We start from the raw sequence: 14197 nt of genomic DNA on the forward strand, positions 1-14197 counted from the left end.
GAATTTATTTTCCTTTCACTATCATCTCTTTGAGCTTAGCAATCTCTTCTAGTTCTTGTTTTAATGTTTCTTTCATTTTTCTAATTTCATCCAAATCCGCTAATTGCACATACTCGGTTTTTATGGCTTCTACAGTTGTTGCGGCTTCTTTCGTAAGTGGTAACCCGCACTTAAAACAGAACTTGGCGTTTACTGCAGTTAACTCGCGGCATCTAGGGCATACACCAGGCTTCAAAAACTCAGTGTCATTTTCATCCGTTTTAATTCCGTACATTCTCAAAACAGCATCGTCCATATTTTTTCCGCTCAAATGGACATAGGTTGCGGGTTGGGTTGATGTAGGGGACCAGCCTAAAAACATTTTAAGTTGCTGTTCGGTGAAGTTTGAGGCCAAATGCGTCGCGCGGTCGTGCCGGAAACTGTGAGGGTTTACTTTTTTCTCGATTCCTGCTTTTTCTCCGCACCTATCGAACACGTTCACAAGACCAGTAACCGACATAGACGCAGCTCTTTTGTCCAAAGTACACCACAAGGGAGCGTCTCTGTCATCTTTTCTGGGGTGGATCTCTAACCATTCTCGTAGATATGGGGCAGAAAAAATTAACCTGACTCTTCTAGCTCCGGTTTTACCTTCAGGGAACGTCATAACAGCCCCGTGCTCGTCCATTTCTATATTTTTGAGCTTGGTGGATAGCTGTTCGCCTCTCCTTGCTCCGGATTCATAAAAACATGCAATAATAGCGCGGTCTCTAGCGTTATTTCCGGCTTCTATCATTTTTACGATTTCTTCTTTGCACTTGATGTCTTCGGGAAGCTTCTTTCCTTTGAGTCTCTTGCTTTTAATCTTCATGTGCAGGTCAAAATTTCCATTCCATTTCAGGAACTTTTTCAAAGAAATTTTCCGAGTCTCTTTTGTGGCTTCAGAATATTTCTTTTTTTGGCCTGCTCTATTTACATATTCATAAGCTTCAAGAGCATCAAAGAAGGTGTAAAGATCATCTTCTGTAAGACTTGCTAGATCAGTGTCTCTCAGCGCCCGTGCAACCCATATCATATTCTCAATGTGATTAAGTCCGGTCCTTTCAGAGTTACCTTCATGTCGGAGGAAGCGCAGATACTTTCTAAGGATTACTCGGTTACAATCTGAAACCTCATCGCTATTTAAAAACCGTTCAGCATCCGCTAATTTGAACATACTTACTTATTGGTTTTCTTAGTATTTAATACATGAGGTACTCAATTTTCGTGCCTCAGAACTCATAGGGCTCATCATGAAATCAGCTAGATTTTTCATCACAGGCACGTAATTGAGATTAAAAAATAATTAGAAAATATTTTCTTAGAGAGTATTTTCTTAGAAATACTTTCTTAGAGAAATATTCTCTTTTAGATTAAAAAAGATTCTTCAGCTTTCACCCCTGAGTTCAGCCTGAATTTCCTCAGCAATCTCACTGGCAGCTTCTTTGGGAGATTCTGCTTTATAGATGCTTCTGCCTACAATCACCCAGTCTGCCCCTGCAGCAATCACGTCAGAGGCTTTTCCTCCCTGAGCGCCTACGCCGGGAGAGATAATGGTAAGTTTATCTCCGATAACTCTCCTGATTTTCTTCACTCTTTCGGGCCGCGTGGCTGGAGCAACAAGCCCGAAAGCTCCTGCTTCAAGTGCCATTTTTGCAATCGTTTCTGCTGCTGGCTGCATAAACTCGGCTCCGCCGGGATGGCTCATTTCGCTTACAACGAATACGTCCTTTCTGTATTCGGAAGCAATTTCAATGCAGGCGTTAAGGCTATCCCTGCCTGTAAAGCCCTGCACAATAACCGCATCAGCCCCTGCTTCAAAGACCTGGTCACAGATAAGGCGGTTTGTGTTCGGGATATCGGCAACCTTAAAATCAGCTATAACCGGGGCAAATTCGGCAAGCTCCCTGATTATCCCAAGCCCTGTGGCAAGAATCAGGGGATAACCTACTTTTATTGCGTCCACGAATTCCCAGACATCTTCTGCAATCTTCAGCGCTTCTTCCCTGTCAGTTACATCCAGGGCAAGGATCATACAGGTGTTCCTTTCCATCAAATCACCTTTTTGAAAGACGTGTCCGCACAGCCGACACTATAAGCGGGAGAGTAATGGTCGCATCTGCGTACACGGTCACTGATTTTGCATCTTCCCCGACCTTTCCCCAGGACTGGGCTTCGTCAAGGGTTGCCCCGCTCAGGCCTCCGGTTTCAGGGTGGTCCATTGTTAGCTGGATTGCATAGTCAAAGGACCTGGGAGTCACAAGCATGGATTGCAGGATATAGTTCTTGGGGACCCCACCTCCAAGCAGCATCGCGCCTGCACCTTCAGCCTCATAGCAGATTTCCATAAACTCATGCATATCCGCAAAAGCGTCCACATTCAAAGGATTGTTTTCTTTGTACAGCCAGGCCTGAAGCCCTATCACAGAGTCCTGAAGAGCAGGACAGTAGACCGGCACACCCATTTCTGCTGCGGTTTTCAGGATTGAAGAGTTGTCGTCCAGGTTTTTTCCGATATCGGTAAGGACCTGACGGATAGACAGTTTTTCCTGTGGAAGCCCTGCATAAACTCCCTGTAGAAATTCTTCAAGGTCGGTAAAGTGCTGGTCAGGGAGGTAGACATCGTAGATCCTGTCAATGCATTCATGCCTGAGCTGGATATCATTTGCACAGTCCGAACCTTTATAATGGTGGAGACCAAGGGCTTCAACCGTGTCATGCACCATATTAGCTCCGGTTGTGACAAGCACATCTATGTACCCGTCCCGGATAAGGTCTGCAACAATATTCCTCATGCCTGCCGGTGTCATTGCCCCCGCAAGCCCGAAAAATTTCGTAGTTTTCTCGGAAGCCAGCATCTCATAATAGATGTCCACGGCTTCAGCCAGCCTGCCTGCACCAAAGGCACAGCCGCTGTACTCCCTCACAAGCTCGTCTACAGTCATATTAGGAACTATCTTAGCCCCTTTGACCGGAGTTGTAAGATTTTTAGCAGAAGCTTCAAAGTCCATTTTTATTCCTCAGAGATTAACATTATTAAAACATAATTGTGTTATTCCTTAGCGTGTAGCAAAATAATGCATTCTGACATAAGTATGCAGACTGTAATACAGGATATCAAATATTACGCAGGATATCGAATATATACGCAACCTGCCACCTGCAGTCACTTTAATCGCTGGTAGTACTGGTAGTAAACCCGGGATGAGGATATGCCAGTTTAAGCAGATTGAAGTTTAATTCTCCTGCAGACAAATCTATATTTCAAAGTAATATAATCTCAAAATAACCTGAGAATCTATAATTTCCCGGATAATCATCGTTTTTGATTTTAGATAATAGTTATTATTTTCACGCAAGTAACTATATGGAACTGATTTATGTGAACACCTCGGTATAGATAAACTTTCTCTTCCGGAAACTGCAGGAAATCTTCCGGGACTGCAAAAAAGAAACCTGTTCCGTAAAAAGCCTGAAAAGAAAAGGCAAATGGAAATCTGTAGAAAAAGGTCAGAAATATATTAAATTAGAAAAATAAATTAATAGAGTGGGAATAGAGTGGGAAGGTAATGGGCAAAGATGAAGGATGAAACAGAATGCAGGATGAAGTAATAAGATATGAAAATGCTGGCATACATTTCGGGAGCAAAAAAGTTCTTTCTAATTTTTCTCTTTGTATCCCGAAAGGAAAAAAGATCCTGATGAAAGGAAAATCAGGAACCGGCAAATCCACTCTACTAAAAATAATTCTCGGATTTGGAAAGCTTTCCGAAGGCTCGGTGTACTACATGGGCAGGCCCTTAAGCCCTCAGGTAGCCTGGCAGGTTCGAAAAGATGTAGCGTATGTTTCTCAGGACATGGATCTCGGTGAAGGACCTGTAAGAGACCTGCTTGATGAAGTCCGTTCTTACCACTCTAACAGGGAAAGAGTCAATCCTGAAAAACTTCACATTCTTATGAGGGAGCTCGAGCTTGAAAAAGACATGCTTGATAAAAACTTTGAAAATCTTTCAGGAGGAGAAAAACAAAGGATAGGAATCCTGATATCCCTGTTGCTTGAAAGAGAGATTTTCCTGCTTGACGAAGCAACCTCAGCTCTTGACTCCGAGCTTAAAAAAAGGGTTGTTGACTATTTTCTTAAACATACGGACTGGACCCTCTTTGTAGTTTCACATGATAGAGAGTGGGAAAGGGATGGAGTGAAAATTGTGGATATAGGAAAAAATGGCTCTGACTGAAAGGTATCGCCGGAAGTGTAGCATCCTTCTGTAAGAATAGAAACAGGTCAAATCTTGAAAAGAAATGGATAAAGGTATGGATAAATAGTTGAATAAAAAGCGCTGCATGAAAATAAAGAGAGGGATTTTCAGATGGCAAGCCCTGATATATCGATACCTTCCCTGATACTCTGCTTTCTATTACTTGTGATTCCCCTGGTAATCAGTTACAGGATAAAACTCCGTATCTCCCGGACAACTTTAGACGCGGTTGCCCGCATGACAGTCCAGCTGGGAATGGTAGGCGTGTTTTTAACCTATGTCTTTGACCTGAACAATGGGGCTTTGAACCTGGCATGGGTTCTGGGAATGGTTGCAATTGCAAGCTACACAACCATCCGCAATGTCGAACTCAAAATGGAAAAACTATTTCTGCCGGTTATACTCTCCTTTACTGTAGCGAATTTAAGCGTGTTGCTGTACTTCAACGAATTCGTGCTCGACCTTGGAAACCTTCTGGAAGCCCGTTACCTGATCCCCATAGGAGGCATGGTTCTTGGGAACTCACTCAGGGGCAACATTGTGGGCATGGGAGAATTTTATGAGGACATCCGCAGAAATGAAAACAGGTACCTTTACAGTCTCTCTCTCGGAGCAAGCAGGTATGAAGCCCTGATACCTTATATTCGAAAATGCCTTCGTTCTGCGCTCAGACCTACTCTTGCTAATATTGCAACTGCAGGGGTTGTTTTCCTTCCCGGAATGATGACAGGGCAGATCCTCGGAGGTGCAAGCCCTACCCTTGCAATCAAGTACCAGATTTCAATTATGGTTGCCCTTTATGTGTCCACAGCTATGAGTACCACCTTTAGCATCCTCAGCACTATATATACTACTTTTGATGAGTATGGGCTGGTAAAAAAGGAAATATACAGAGAAAAAGACAGGGGAAAAGGAAAAAGGAAAGGAGAAAAGGAGAAAAAGACACATCGGACCTGATCTTAAAGCTTACACATACCCTGTGATGTCCTGTCCTATCGGAGTGCTTTTTCTTATGCATTCCTCACCATACTGGACCATATCCCTGACCGCATTTTTCAATATTGAAGGATAAATCTGGCCTACCTGCTCCCACACAGGCCTTCCATGGCAGAAAAACTTGAAAGTCGGAGTGCCCTGGACTCCGTATCTTTCTGCAGTCCAGGGGTTTGCTGATATATCTATTCTGGCAAAAACTGCCGAAGTTTTGTATTCCCTAGCATATTCCTCAAAATATGGTTCCATAGCTTTACAATACGGGCAGGCAGGACTGTAAAACATTACAACAACCGGCTTTCCGGAACTTTCCACCTGCTGTCCCCAGGTCGCATCTTCAACTTCAATAATATTACTTCCGTTCAATCGATTACCCCCTTAAAAGAAATTATGAGATAGATGAATTATGTTCTTTAACTTGCTCTTAAGATTAATAGAATATGTGGTTTTTACAATAAAGATACTTTATTCTTTTAATTTTAATTAATACAATATTTATGTCTTTATGGAATTAAAGTTCATGCATTTGCGGATTCAGGCTTATGAGATCTGCCATTTGCAATCTCACGATTCCAGAAAACGGATAGTAATAAAAGTGATTAAAAGTAATAAAGAGTAATTAAGAGTAGAAACAGAAGTTTTGTAAATAACAAGAAAAATTTCAGTAGCTTAGATAAGGTTAAAAACAAAGTTCTCTAGATATAAAAATAGAGATAAGCCTGAGAAAAAGCTAGTGAACAGAACTGTAAGATCAGTTCTGTCTTTTTTGGATTCCCTGATTCTTCTGGCAGCTGTCCCCGCTTTTTACATATCGTTAAAAGCTTCAGGGCGGGTTAGAGGACAGAATTCAGCAGACCCTGCTTTTTATTCAAACCTCTTTTTCTTCATAATCAGGGTTCATAGTCTCGTCGAAGCAGCTGCTGCAGATATACTTGTCATCGAGGCATGTTTCTTTGAAATCTACTCTGGGACCACCAGGTTTTGTAGTTGCTTCCTTAAATACATAGAATTTTTCGTTAAACTCTATTGGCTGTCCGCACCTTGTACATACAAAGGGGGGGTTCTCAACCGAATCAATTGCACATTCAATGCATATCAGATCGGATTTTTCCCCGTGAATATCCCTGAACTTGATTGGTTTCATATCGAGACTGGTGTCCACAACTAGCACATCTTCCAGCAGTTCCCGACCACAGATATTACAGTATTCTTTCATTGTGTCGCCTCCCTTCTTCAGAGGATTCCTCACAAAACCCTGTGCTGAGCCTACAAAAGGTTTTAAACTTTCCGTGTTTGCACTCATTTAATTCCCCATTTTTAGCCTATTTATCCATATCATACAGAACCGGTCAATTTTTCAGTATTTCTACTCCGGCTCAGTATCTTTCACACCTTTATAATAAATTTTCACCCTGCCGGATATATAAGCTGCCGGCAATTCAGCCAGAGAAGTCCTGTCCCAAACTGAGGAAAAGCGATAAGGAAGAAAACATGTTTAATTTTATTACAATGTATTCCCGGAAATACTTTACGCACTCAAGCAAGAACAATCCGAGAAAATAATATACAAATTATGTTTCAAACCGCTTTTTAGCTTATGGTTCAAACTTCCCTATGTAAATATAGGTTTTAAAAGTATATACAGTTATTCATTTTGATCAGGATTTAATGAATAATAACACAAATATTAGTTAAGAATAGATGAAGGGTTTATAAACATAAGTATGATTCTCCAGAAAAGACCGCAATCAAAGAGTGAAAAAGAGAGCAAACAAGATATATACCATATAATCGGCAGGGAGAGAGAACAAAAACAGGCCTGGGAAAGGTAAATAAAAGATAGGGCAGAAACAAAATAAAAGGTAAATAAAAGATAGGACAGGAACAAAAAATAGGTTAATAAGGAAAATTAGATACGCAGGGGTAGGATAGGGAAATAAAACAAAGAATTTTATTGTTCTTTGATCAATACATAAGAAGGGAAAAGAAGTATAAAAGGACTCGAAAAAATGCTTAAGCAGAGATTCGTGCTGGATACTACAGCACTAACGGACCTGCAGACCCGGGAGGTTATGGGTTATACATCCCTCTGTGAGGGAATGAAAGCAATACTTGACCTTATAGCCGATGCCCGCCTGCAGTTCGGGATCAGTTGTTATGTTCCCTATCCATCAGTGTACAAGGAGATGTACGAATTTGCAAGCCGCAACGGCTGCGACAGGGAGGTTATAGCAAAAATAGATACCTGGCTTGTGAAAAAGTCTCCTGACCGCTATAGAGTTGATGTAACCTCACAGATATTCCACGAATATGTGTCTTACATGAGGGAAAGGATTAACCGGGGGATGGGGGTTGCAGAAGATTCGATATGGGAGGCAGCAACCGAATGCCTCTTTATGGAAAACCCGCAAAATAAGAAAAAAGAGTACAGAGAAGAGGTTGAAAGAGAAGTTATTGGCGGGATAATCGGCAAATTCAGGAACAAGTACAGAGCAGCTCTCAGATATGGGATCCTTGACAGTGCACCTGACATTGATGTCCTCATCCTTGCCAAAGAACTTGATGCAGCTGTCATTGCAAGTGACTATGGAATTGAAAAATGGGCAGAGCAGCTTGGAGTTCGTTTTGTACCTGCAAACACCTTCCCGATGATGCTCAAAGAATATCTAAAGCATTCTCCGGAAGGAGAAAAAGAAAAGGGTAACGGAGATAAAAAGGAAAAAGGGGATTCAGAGGAAGTAGAGTTCATCTAACAGGCTGGGAAAGGCTCAATGAAACAGAACTGATGGATTTAATGGCAAGGATAATGATCTTGAATTGCCCTGCTATGTCTGCTTGGGAAGAAGAATCCTGTTGATTGCCTTCCTTTGTTCCTGAGCTCATTACACGTCTCCATTGAATATTCACCGACCGTTTCGCCGAGATGCATTTATTGACAAACATATGATCGTTCTTCACTTGCATTCATAATATCAGTACCTTATCATATCAATGCTGTATCTGATCAATACTTTATCAGATCAATACTTTATCAGATCAATACTTTATCAGATCAATACTTTATCAGATCAATACTTTATCAGATCAATACTTTATCAGACAACTGTATCATATCAATGCTGTATCTGTCACGCCCTTAAGGGCAATCTGGGGGGAAAGAGTTTGAGAAATATTGTCATAGAAGAGTTGAAAGCTTCGGAAGTTTACCGCCAGAAGGTAGAGGTTGTTGAAAGAAAAGGGCTCGGGCACCCGGATTATATCTGCGACGCAATTATGGAACAGATTTCCGTAAACCTCAGCCAGAAATACCTTGAGACCTTCGGGACAATTTTACACCATAATATAGACAAGGGTATGCTTGTTGCAGGACAGGTGGAAGGGAAGTTCAAAGGAGGAAGGGTTGTAAGCCCTATGCGGTTGATAATTGGAGATAGGGCGACCTTCGAATACGAGGGAGTTGAAATCGATGTTTCCGGTCTTGCAGTTGATACGGCAAAAGAATGGTTTTCGGAGAAACTCCGTTTTGTGGACTCTGAAAGCGTGATTTACCAGGTGGAACTCAAAAGAGGCTCTGCGGAACTTACGGATATCTTTAACAGAGGAGGAAAGGTACTCGGGGCAAACGATACATCCGCAGCAGTCGGATATGCGCCCCTGAGTCCTACCGAAAGGCTGGTACTCGAGACTGAACGCTACCTTAACTCAAAGAGGTTCAAGAAAGAGTATCCCGAGTCCGGTGAAGATATAAAGGTCATGGGACTCAGGCACAAAGAAGATGTTCACCTCACGGTTGCCGCACCTTTAGTGGACAAATTTGTTGAGTCTGAGGAGGATTATTTCAAAAAGAAGATAGAACTTCATGACCGGATAGAAGAGTTTACTGCCGGATTTGCAGAAAAAGAGAGAGCAGAGTTTGAAGCCTGCATGTGTGTAAGACCCACTGCATCCCTTAATACCCTGGATATGCCGGGCAGGGGAATGGAAGGAATCTACACAACAGTTACCGGCACATCCGCAGAAGATGCCGACTGCGGAGAGGTGGGGCGCGGAAACCGCGTAAATGGAATAATCCCCTTAAACCGCCCTGTCAGCAGTGAAGCTGCAGCAGGAAAAAACCCTGTAAGCCATATCGGAAAGATATACAATCTCCTCTCTCACAGGATCGCAGCAGAGATTTACAGGCAAGTTCCTGATGTCTCCGAAGTGTATGTCTGGTTACTGAGCGAAATAGGAACCCCGATTGACCAGCCTCAGATTGCAACTGCCCAACTGATTATGAAGAAAGGTGCAGCAGGAGATGTAGAAAAAGAGGCTGCAGAAGTTATAGAAAAAGAACTTGAAAATATCCATTCATTTTCAATGGAACTTGTAGCAGGAAAGAAACCTATCTGCTAATTTATATATTTAATTATTTAATTACTTATTTATTTATTTATTTATTTATTTATGTACTTATTTATTTATTTAACTAATTAATTAATTGATTATTTAATTATCTGTTTAATTCTAATTTATTTACTGGGACCCGCAATCCTTGCCAAGGTTCTCATTCCTGATAAAGACCTATCTGCCAGCTGGCTCGACCATTAAAATATGAGAGTCGAGACTCTGCAGATCTCTCCCTCGGAGTAGCCGGCAAAATTAGGTTGTAATCCTTAATTACTAATGCAAACACGCATGCAGGTTCGGGCAGATTCGGGCAGATTCGGGCAGGCTCGGGCACATTTTTGATATATTTATGTAAAGTTCACACCCCGGCAATGAAAGCTATCAGAGCAAAAAACATAGCTATTTTAAACATTTTAGAGGACTTTGTCGGGTTATTCCGCACAAACAGCTGGTGAATAGCTGCAATAAACCCGAGGTCTGCCAGAAAAACAAGGTAAAGGTAGCGAAGTCCTAGAATGGACAGGAAGTAAGGGAGAGGGCTTAAAAGTACGGCAAGGAGCCCTATAAGCACCGCGAGATTCCCTGCATTCTTCGCCCCGATCCTGAGGGGCAGTGTGTCCGCTCCCTCCAACCTGTCCCCTTCCATATCCTCAATATCTTTTACGATTTCCCGGGCTGTTATGGCAAGAGCTGCAAGCAGGAAAAGCACGGAAAGGACTTCAATGCCTTCAAGCCCGAAAACCGAAGCTCCGAACAAAAAGACAGAGCCGGTAAGATAACCTATGCTCAGGTTTCCTAAAAGGGGCGTACCTTTAAGGGTTTTTGCATACAGAATCAACAGCAGGGAATTAAAAAGGGCAATTGACCCGCAGACCGAATTTATGGAGAAAGCCAGCAGGGTACCAAGGGCAAACAGGAGGTAAGAAAAATAAAAAGCTTCTTTTGCCTTTACCCGTCCGGATGGGATGGGCCTTTCAGGACGGTTGATAGAATCTATCCTTATGTCATAATAGTCATTGATAGCATTTCCCGCACCTGAAACCATGAATACTGCCAGAAACACCAGACCTGCATCAAGGAAAGGAAAAGATCCTACATTATTTGAACTCAAAGAGTAGGAGGTCAGGATATTAAAGGCTATCAAGGTTCCGATTATAGCTGCAAAACCTGCCATCAGGCAGTTTCCGTACCTCATAAGCTCCAGGTATGTTCGTACTCCGGCAGACATCAGAAGAAAGCAGCATTATAAAGTATTAAAATTTTTCCAGAAATGTATCTAACGATTATGTAAAAATTACCTGCTGATTTTTACTGCAAACCACAGGAAGCCCTGTTCTGGAGTAGCTTTCTGGTTCTCCATAAGAGATGAAGAGGTGTATATTTCGAATCAGCGCTTTATTTACGGTTCCTCTGAGGCCCTTCAGATAAGGCATTGACTCGAGTCATTGATCCACCCCCTGTGAAAGTTAAAGTGGAACAGAACTTGCTAAGGAAGAAATACCAATCAAAACAAGATTTGAGCGTTTACATGAAAAAACTCCGCCTGTGCAGGAAAGATTTGAGATTCGAACCGGCTGTCAGATTGTAGTACTGCATAAGGGCATAATCCCCTTGCCTGATTAAGACAATTTAAAACTGGAGAAAAAATCCACCAGATTTATTAAGGAGAAAGTGGTTCCCGGTGCCCGGAAGAAGGTAAGAGCATAAAAAGACCTGTATAGTCAACTTCCCGAAATTTGGAAATCCATACCCCAATATAATCCAGTATAAACGGATTATCATATGCTTCTGTTTTAATGATGTCAAGAGTTACTTTATTTGAGCAAATATATGATTTAGACGGCAGTTTATTGGAAAAATCTACTCATAATAAGGCTCTAAATTTTGTTTATATGAATAATATAATAAATTGTCAATGACTTACTGCGTACCAAAGATTTTTGCTTACGTCTGTGTGGCCGGAGGCCTAAAAAATGAAAGCCCATTTTTTAAGTTCTTTAATTTATGTATTGCTGGTAATGCTAATAATCCCTGGAATGACTCCCGGCATGGCGTCTGCTGCAGATGAAACAGTAGGAGATAGCGGAAGTTCGGATGCGGGAGACTCAGATCAGGGAGATTCAGATTCGGGAGACTCAGATTCAGGAGACTCAGATCAGGGAGACTCAGATCAGGGAGACTCAGATCAGGGAGACTCAGATCAGGGAGACTCAGATCAGGGTGACTCAGATCAGGGTGACTCAGATCAGGGAGACTCAGATTCAGGAGACTCAGATCAGGGAGACTCAGATCAGGGAGACTCAGATTCAGGAGACTCAGATTCGGGAGACTCAGATTCAGGAGACTCAGATTCGGGAGACTCAGATTCGGGAGATTCAGATCAGGGAGACTCAGATTCGGGAGATTCAGATTCGGGAGATTCAGATCAGGGAGATTCAGATTCGGGAGATTCAGATCAGGGAGATTCAGATCAGGGAGATTCAGATTCGGGAGATTCAGATCAGGGAGATTCAGATTCGGGAGATTCAGATCAAGGAGATTCAGATTCGGAAGACTCAGATTCAGGAGATCCGGATACAGGAATAAGTGAAGACGGTGGGAGCTCCGGTTCCAGCTCAAATTCTAATTCCGGCTCCAAATCCAGTTCAAGCTCCAGTTCTAATTCTAATTCCGGTTCAGAATCCAGTTCAAGCTCCAGTTCGAGTCCCAATTCAAGCTCCAGTTCGAGTTCTAATTCAAGTTCAGGCTCAGGTTCAAGTTCTGGTTCCAGTAGCATAGGAAGCGGTGTTTCCACAGAACCGGCCACCAATATAGAGATTAAGGAGCTTGCTACCAGAAACGTGATAAGTGGTTATCATATAAGATATGATTTTCCGGAAAATGTTACGTGCATAACACATATTGAATACGACTCAAAAAGGACGTTCAGAAAAACAACAGCAATTGTAGAAGTACTTAATAACAAATCTGCTCTTGTTCCAAAACTGCCTGCTGGCAGAATATACAAACATGTGAATATTTGGGTAGGGGAAAATGCAGCAGGACTTCCTACTTCCCTTAAAAATGGACTAGTAGGATTCAGAGTCGAAAAAAAATGGATTGAAAACAATAATGTCAGTGAGTCCCTGGTAACCCTTCAATGGTATAATAAAGGCTGGAAGCCTCTTGATACTGAGAAGATTGGAGAAGATGAGAATTACATATATTTCAAATCAAAAACGCCTGGTTATTCCTTTTTTGCGATAACGGAATACTCTGCAGAGGATAAAGACAAAGAAGAAACTCAATTACAGAAAACTCTGAGAAGCCTGTCAGGACAAAACGGCATAGACGAAAAGCCTATGAAGGCAGCTAAAATACTTATTGCATTTTCTCTGCCGTTATTTGCGCTTCTTGTAGGATATGCTGTGTTAAAGAAAAAAATATAAAAAGTTCAAGTCTAGAATGAAAGTATGTGAGGCTCCTTACCTCACTTACTCCAAATTCTTTTTTCAGTAAGCTCTCAAAAAATAAATAAAGAATAAATAAAGAATAAAGCAGACTGCCCCCAGCAGAAATGGGGCATGGCAAACCGCAACGGAAAAATTATTCAAAGGGTTATTTTACTTTTACCGCAAGCATCCGGTCAAGGGCTTCTTTTGCCCTGACCCGCATGTCTTCAGGGACAGTCACCACGTACTGCATCTTTTCAAGGGAAGCCAGGACCTTTTCAAGGTTGACCATCTTCATGCTCGGGCAACAGGCAAATTCAGATATGCAGTAATATGTTTTTTCAGGAGCTTCTTTAAGGAGCCCGTGAATAAGCCCACATTCAGTACCGATAATAAATTCCTGTGCAGGCGAGTTTTTCGCGTACACGATCATACCTCGTGTGCTTGCCACATGATCTGCAAGTTCAAGGACCTCAGGGCGGCACTCAGGATGGGCTATAAATTTAGCCTGAGGATGTTTTTCCTTCATTCTCAGGACATCTTCCTTCAAGACCAGGTGATGCGTAGGGCAGTGCCCTTCCCAGGGAATGATTTTTTTATCGGTCCGGGCAGCAACGTAGGCTGCCAGGTTCTTGTCAGGCACAAAGATAACCTCTTCGGCCTCCAGGGAGTTTACCACTTCTACAGCGTTGGCAGAGGTACAGCAGATATAGGATTCTGCCTTGATCGCAGCCGAACTGTTTACATAGGAGACAACCGGAGCATCGGGGTGCTTTTCTTTCAGTTGTTTAAGGCCTTCCACATCCACCATATCTGCCATAGGGCAGGTGGCATCGATTTCCGGCAACAGGACCGTCTTTGTCGGAGAAAGAATTGCAGCGCTCTCCCCCATAAAATGGACGCCGCAAAATACGATAACATCCGCGCTCTGGCGGACAGCTTCCTGACTCAGGGCAAGGGAATCCCCTACAAAATCCGCAATGTCCTGGATTTCGGGACGGGAGTAGTAGTGAGAGAGAATTACTGCGTTTCGTTTTAACTTCAATTCTTGGATCCTTTTTATAAGGTCTGCTTGTTGCATGGGACCACCAAAAATATTTGAGAGAA

General features: G+C 42.4%; 15 protein-coding genes. 6 read left to right on the top strand and 9 right to left on the bottom strand.

Annotation, left to right across the window (positions count from 1 at the left end; genetic code table 11):
• Positions 1 to 4 precede the first annotated feature (4 nt).
• The 3 genes from FXV91_RS08530 to FXV91_RS08540 form a co-directional block, all read right to left on the bottom strand.
• Positions 5 to 1054 (bottom strand): site-specific integrase, encoded by a 1050-nt coding sequence (locus FXV91_RS08530; RefSeq protein WP_229390148.1) that lies wholly within the window; start codon positions 1052 to 1054, stop codon positions 5 to 7.
• A 351-nt stretch (positions 1055 to 1405) separates the two neighbouring features.
• On the bottom strand, positions 1406 to 2071 hold the full coding sequence (pyrF, locus tag FXV91_RS08535; protein WP_229390149.1) for an orotidine-5'-phosphate decarboxylase: 666 nt from the start codon (positions 2069 to 2071) through the stop codon (positions 1406 to 1408).
• Between the two features lie 4 nt (positions 2072 to 2075).
• Entirely contained in the window at positions 2076 to 3029 is a 954-nt protein-coding gene (locus FXV91_RS08540) for a deoxyhypusine synthase (protein WP_229390150.1), read from the bottom strand.
• 585 nt (positions 3030 to 3614) lie between these two features.
• Between FXV91_RS08540 and FXV91_RS08545 the strand changes: the two genes are divergently transcribed.
• Positions 3615 to 4256: an ATP-binding cassette domain-containing protein gene (locus tag FXV91_RS08545; protein WP_229390151.1), complete on the top strand. Its 642-nt coding sequence runs from the start codon at positions 3615 to 3617 to the stop codon at positions 4254 to 4256.
• A 132-nt stretch (positions 4257 to 4388) separates the two neighbouring features.
• Complete coding sequence (locus FXV91_RS08550; RefSeq protein WP_229390152.1) at positions 4389 to 5234, top strand: ABC transporter permease; 846 nt, start codon at positions 4389 to 4391, stop codon at positions 5232 to 5234.
• 9 nt (positions 5235 to 5243) lie between these two features.
• On the opposite strand, the gene FXV91_RS08555 is transcribed toward FXV91_RS08550, so the two are convergent.
• On the bottom strand, positions 5244 to 5636 hold the full coding sequence (locus FXV91_RS08555; RefSeq protein ID WP_229390153.1) for a thioredoxin family protein: 393 nt from the start codon (positions 5634 to 5636) through the stop codon (positions 5244 to 5246).
• Between the two features lie 502 nt (positions 5637 to 6138).
• On the bottom strand, positions 6139 to 6573 hold the full coding sequence (locus FXV91_RS08560; protein WP_229390154.1) for a hypothetical protein: 435 nt from the start codon (positions 6571 to 6573) through the stop codon (positions 6139 to 6141).
• Between the two features lie 706 nt (positions 6574 to 7279).
• On the opposite strand from FXV91_RS08560, the gene FXV91_RS08565 reads away from it, so the two are divergent.
• Entirely contained in the window at positions 7280 to 8023 is a 744-nt protein-coding gene (locus tag FXV91_RS08565; RefSeq protein WP_229390155.1) for an RNA ligase partner protein, read from the top strand.
• Here FXV91_RS08565 and FXV91_RS08570 read toward each other — a convergent pair.
• Positions 8016 to 8153: a hypothetical protein gene (locus FXV91_RS08570; protein ID WP_229390156.1), complete on the bottom strand. Its 138-nt coding sequence runs from the start codon at positions 8151 to 8153 to the stop codon at positions 8016 to 8018. The two genes, FXV91_RS08565 and FXV91_RS08570, sit on opposite strands and share 8 nt — an antisense overlap.
• 279 nt (positions 8154 to 8432) lie before the next feature.
• On the opposite strand from FXV91_RS08570, the gene FXV91_RS08575 reads away from it, so the two are divergent.
• Entirely contained in the window at positions 8433 to 9665 is a 1233-nt protein-coding gene (locus FXV91_RS08575) for a methionine adenosyltransferase (RefSeq protein ID WP_229390157.1), read from the top strand.
• A 352-nt stretch (positions 9666 to 10017) separates the two neighbouring features.
• Here FXV91_RS08575 and FXV91_RS08580 read toward each other — a convergent pair whose 3' ends face one another.
• Positions 10018 to 10887 (bottom strand): geranylgeranylglycerol-phosphate geranylgeranyltransferase, encoded by an 870-nt coding sequence (locus FXV91_RS08580; RefSeq protein ID WP_229390158.1) that lies wholly within the window; start codon positions 10885 to 10887, stop codon positions 10018 to 10020.
• A gap of 866 nt (positions 10888 to 11753) precedes the next feature.
• Between FXV91_RS08580 and FXV91_RS08585 the strand changes: the two genes are divergently transcribed.
• Entirely contained in the window at positions 11754 to 12245 is a 492-nt protein-coding gene (locus tag FXV91_RS08585) for a hypothetical protein (RefSeq protein WP_229390159.1), read from the top strand.
• Here FXV91_RS08585 and FXV91_RS08590 read toward each other — a convergent pair.
• Positions 12190 to 12453, bottom strand: a complete 264-nt coding sequence (locus tag FXV91_RS08590) for a hypothetical protein (protein WP_229390160.1) — start codon at positions 12451 to 12453, stop codon at positions 12190 to 12192. The two genes, FXV91_RS08585 and FXV91_RS08590, sit on opposite strands and share 56 nt — an antisense overlap.
• Between FXV91_RS08590 and FXV91_RS08595 the strand changes: the two genes are divergently transcribed.
• Positions 12434 to 13087 carry a PGF-pre-PGF domain-containing protein gene (locus FXV91_RS08595; RefSeq protein WP_345945491.1) on the top strand — a complete coding sequence of 218 codons (654 nt, stop codon included), beginning with the start codon at positions 12434 to 12436 and terminating at the stop codon, positions 13085 to 13087. The genes FXV91_RS08590 and FXV91_RS08595 overlap by 20 nt on opposite strands.
• A gap of 169 nt (positions 13088 to 13256) precedes the next feature.
• Here the strand turns inward: FXV91_RS08595 and nadA are convergent, their stop codons facing one another.
• Complete coding sequence (nadA, locus tag FXV91_RS08600; protein WP_229390162.1) at positions 13257 to 14171, bottom strand: quinolinate synthase NadA; 915 nt, start codon at positions 14169 to 14171, stop codon at positions 13257 to 13259.
• Positions 14172 to 14197 lie beyond the last annotated feature (26 nt).

This window comes from Methanosarcina sp. DH2 (assembly GCF_020804225.1).
Classification (GTDB): Archaea; Halobacteriota; Methanosarcinia; order Methanosarcinales; family Methanosarcinaceae; genus Methanosarcina.

What these genes read in the sequence shown, in the direction of transcription:
- FXV91_RS08530 (WP_229390148.1), bottom strand. Translation starts at nt 1,054, where the DNA reads ATGATATGGGTTGCACGGGCGCTGAGAGACACTGATCTAGCAAGTCTT.
- pyrF (WP_229390149.1), bottom strand. Translation starts at nt 2,071, where the DNA reads ATGGAAAGGAACACCTGTATGATCCTTGCCCTGGATGTAACTGACAGG.
- FXV91_RS08540 (WP_229390150.1), bottom strand. Translation starts at nt 3,029, where the DNA reads ATGGACTTTGAAGCTTCTGCTAAAAATCTTACAACTCCGGTCAAAGGG.
- FXV91_RS08545 (WP_229390151.1), top strand. Translation starts at nt 3,615, where the DNA reads ATGCAGGATGAAGTAATAAGATATGAAAATGCTGGCATACATTTCGGG.
- FXV91_RS08550 (WP_229390152.1), top strand. Translation starts at nt 4,389, where the DNA reads ATGGCAAGCCCTGATATATCGATACCTTCCCTGATACTCTGCTTTCTA.
- FXV91_RS08560 (WP_229390154.1), bottom strand. Translation starts at nt 6,573, where the DNA reads ATGAGTGCAAACACGGAAAGTTTAAAACCTTTTGTAGGCTCAGCACAG.
- FXV91_RS08565 (WP_229390155.1), top strand. Translation starts at nt 7,280, where the DNA reads ATGCTTAAGCAGAGATTCGTGCTGGATACTACAGCACTAACGGACCTG.
- FXV91_RS08570 (WP_229390156.1), bottom strand. Translation starts at nt 8,153, where the DNA reads ATGAGCTCAGGAACAAAGGAAGGCAATCAACAGGATTCTTCTTCCCAA.
- FXV91_RS08580 (WP_229390158.1), bottom strand. Translation starts at nt 10,887, where the DNA reads ATGTCTGCCGGAGTACGAACATACCTGGAGCTTATGAGGTACGGAAAC.
- FXV91_RS08585 (WP_229390159.1), top strand. Translation starts at nt 11,754, where the DNA reads ATGCGGGAGACTCAGATCAGGGAGATTCAGATTCGGGAGACTCAGATT.
- nadA (WP_229390162.1), bottom strand. Translation starts at nt 14,171, where the DNA reads ATGCAACAAGCAGACCTTATAAAAAGGATCCAAGAATTGAAGTTAAAA.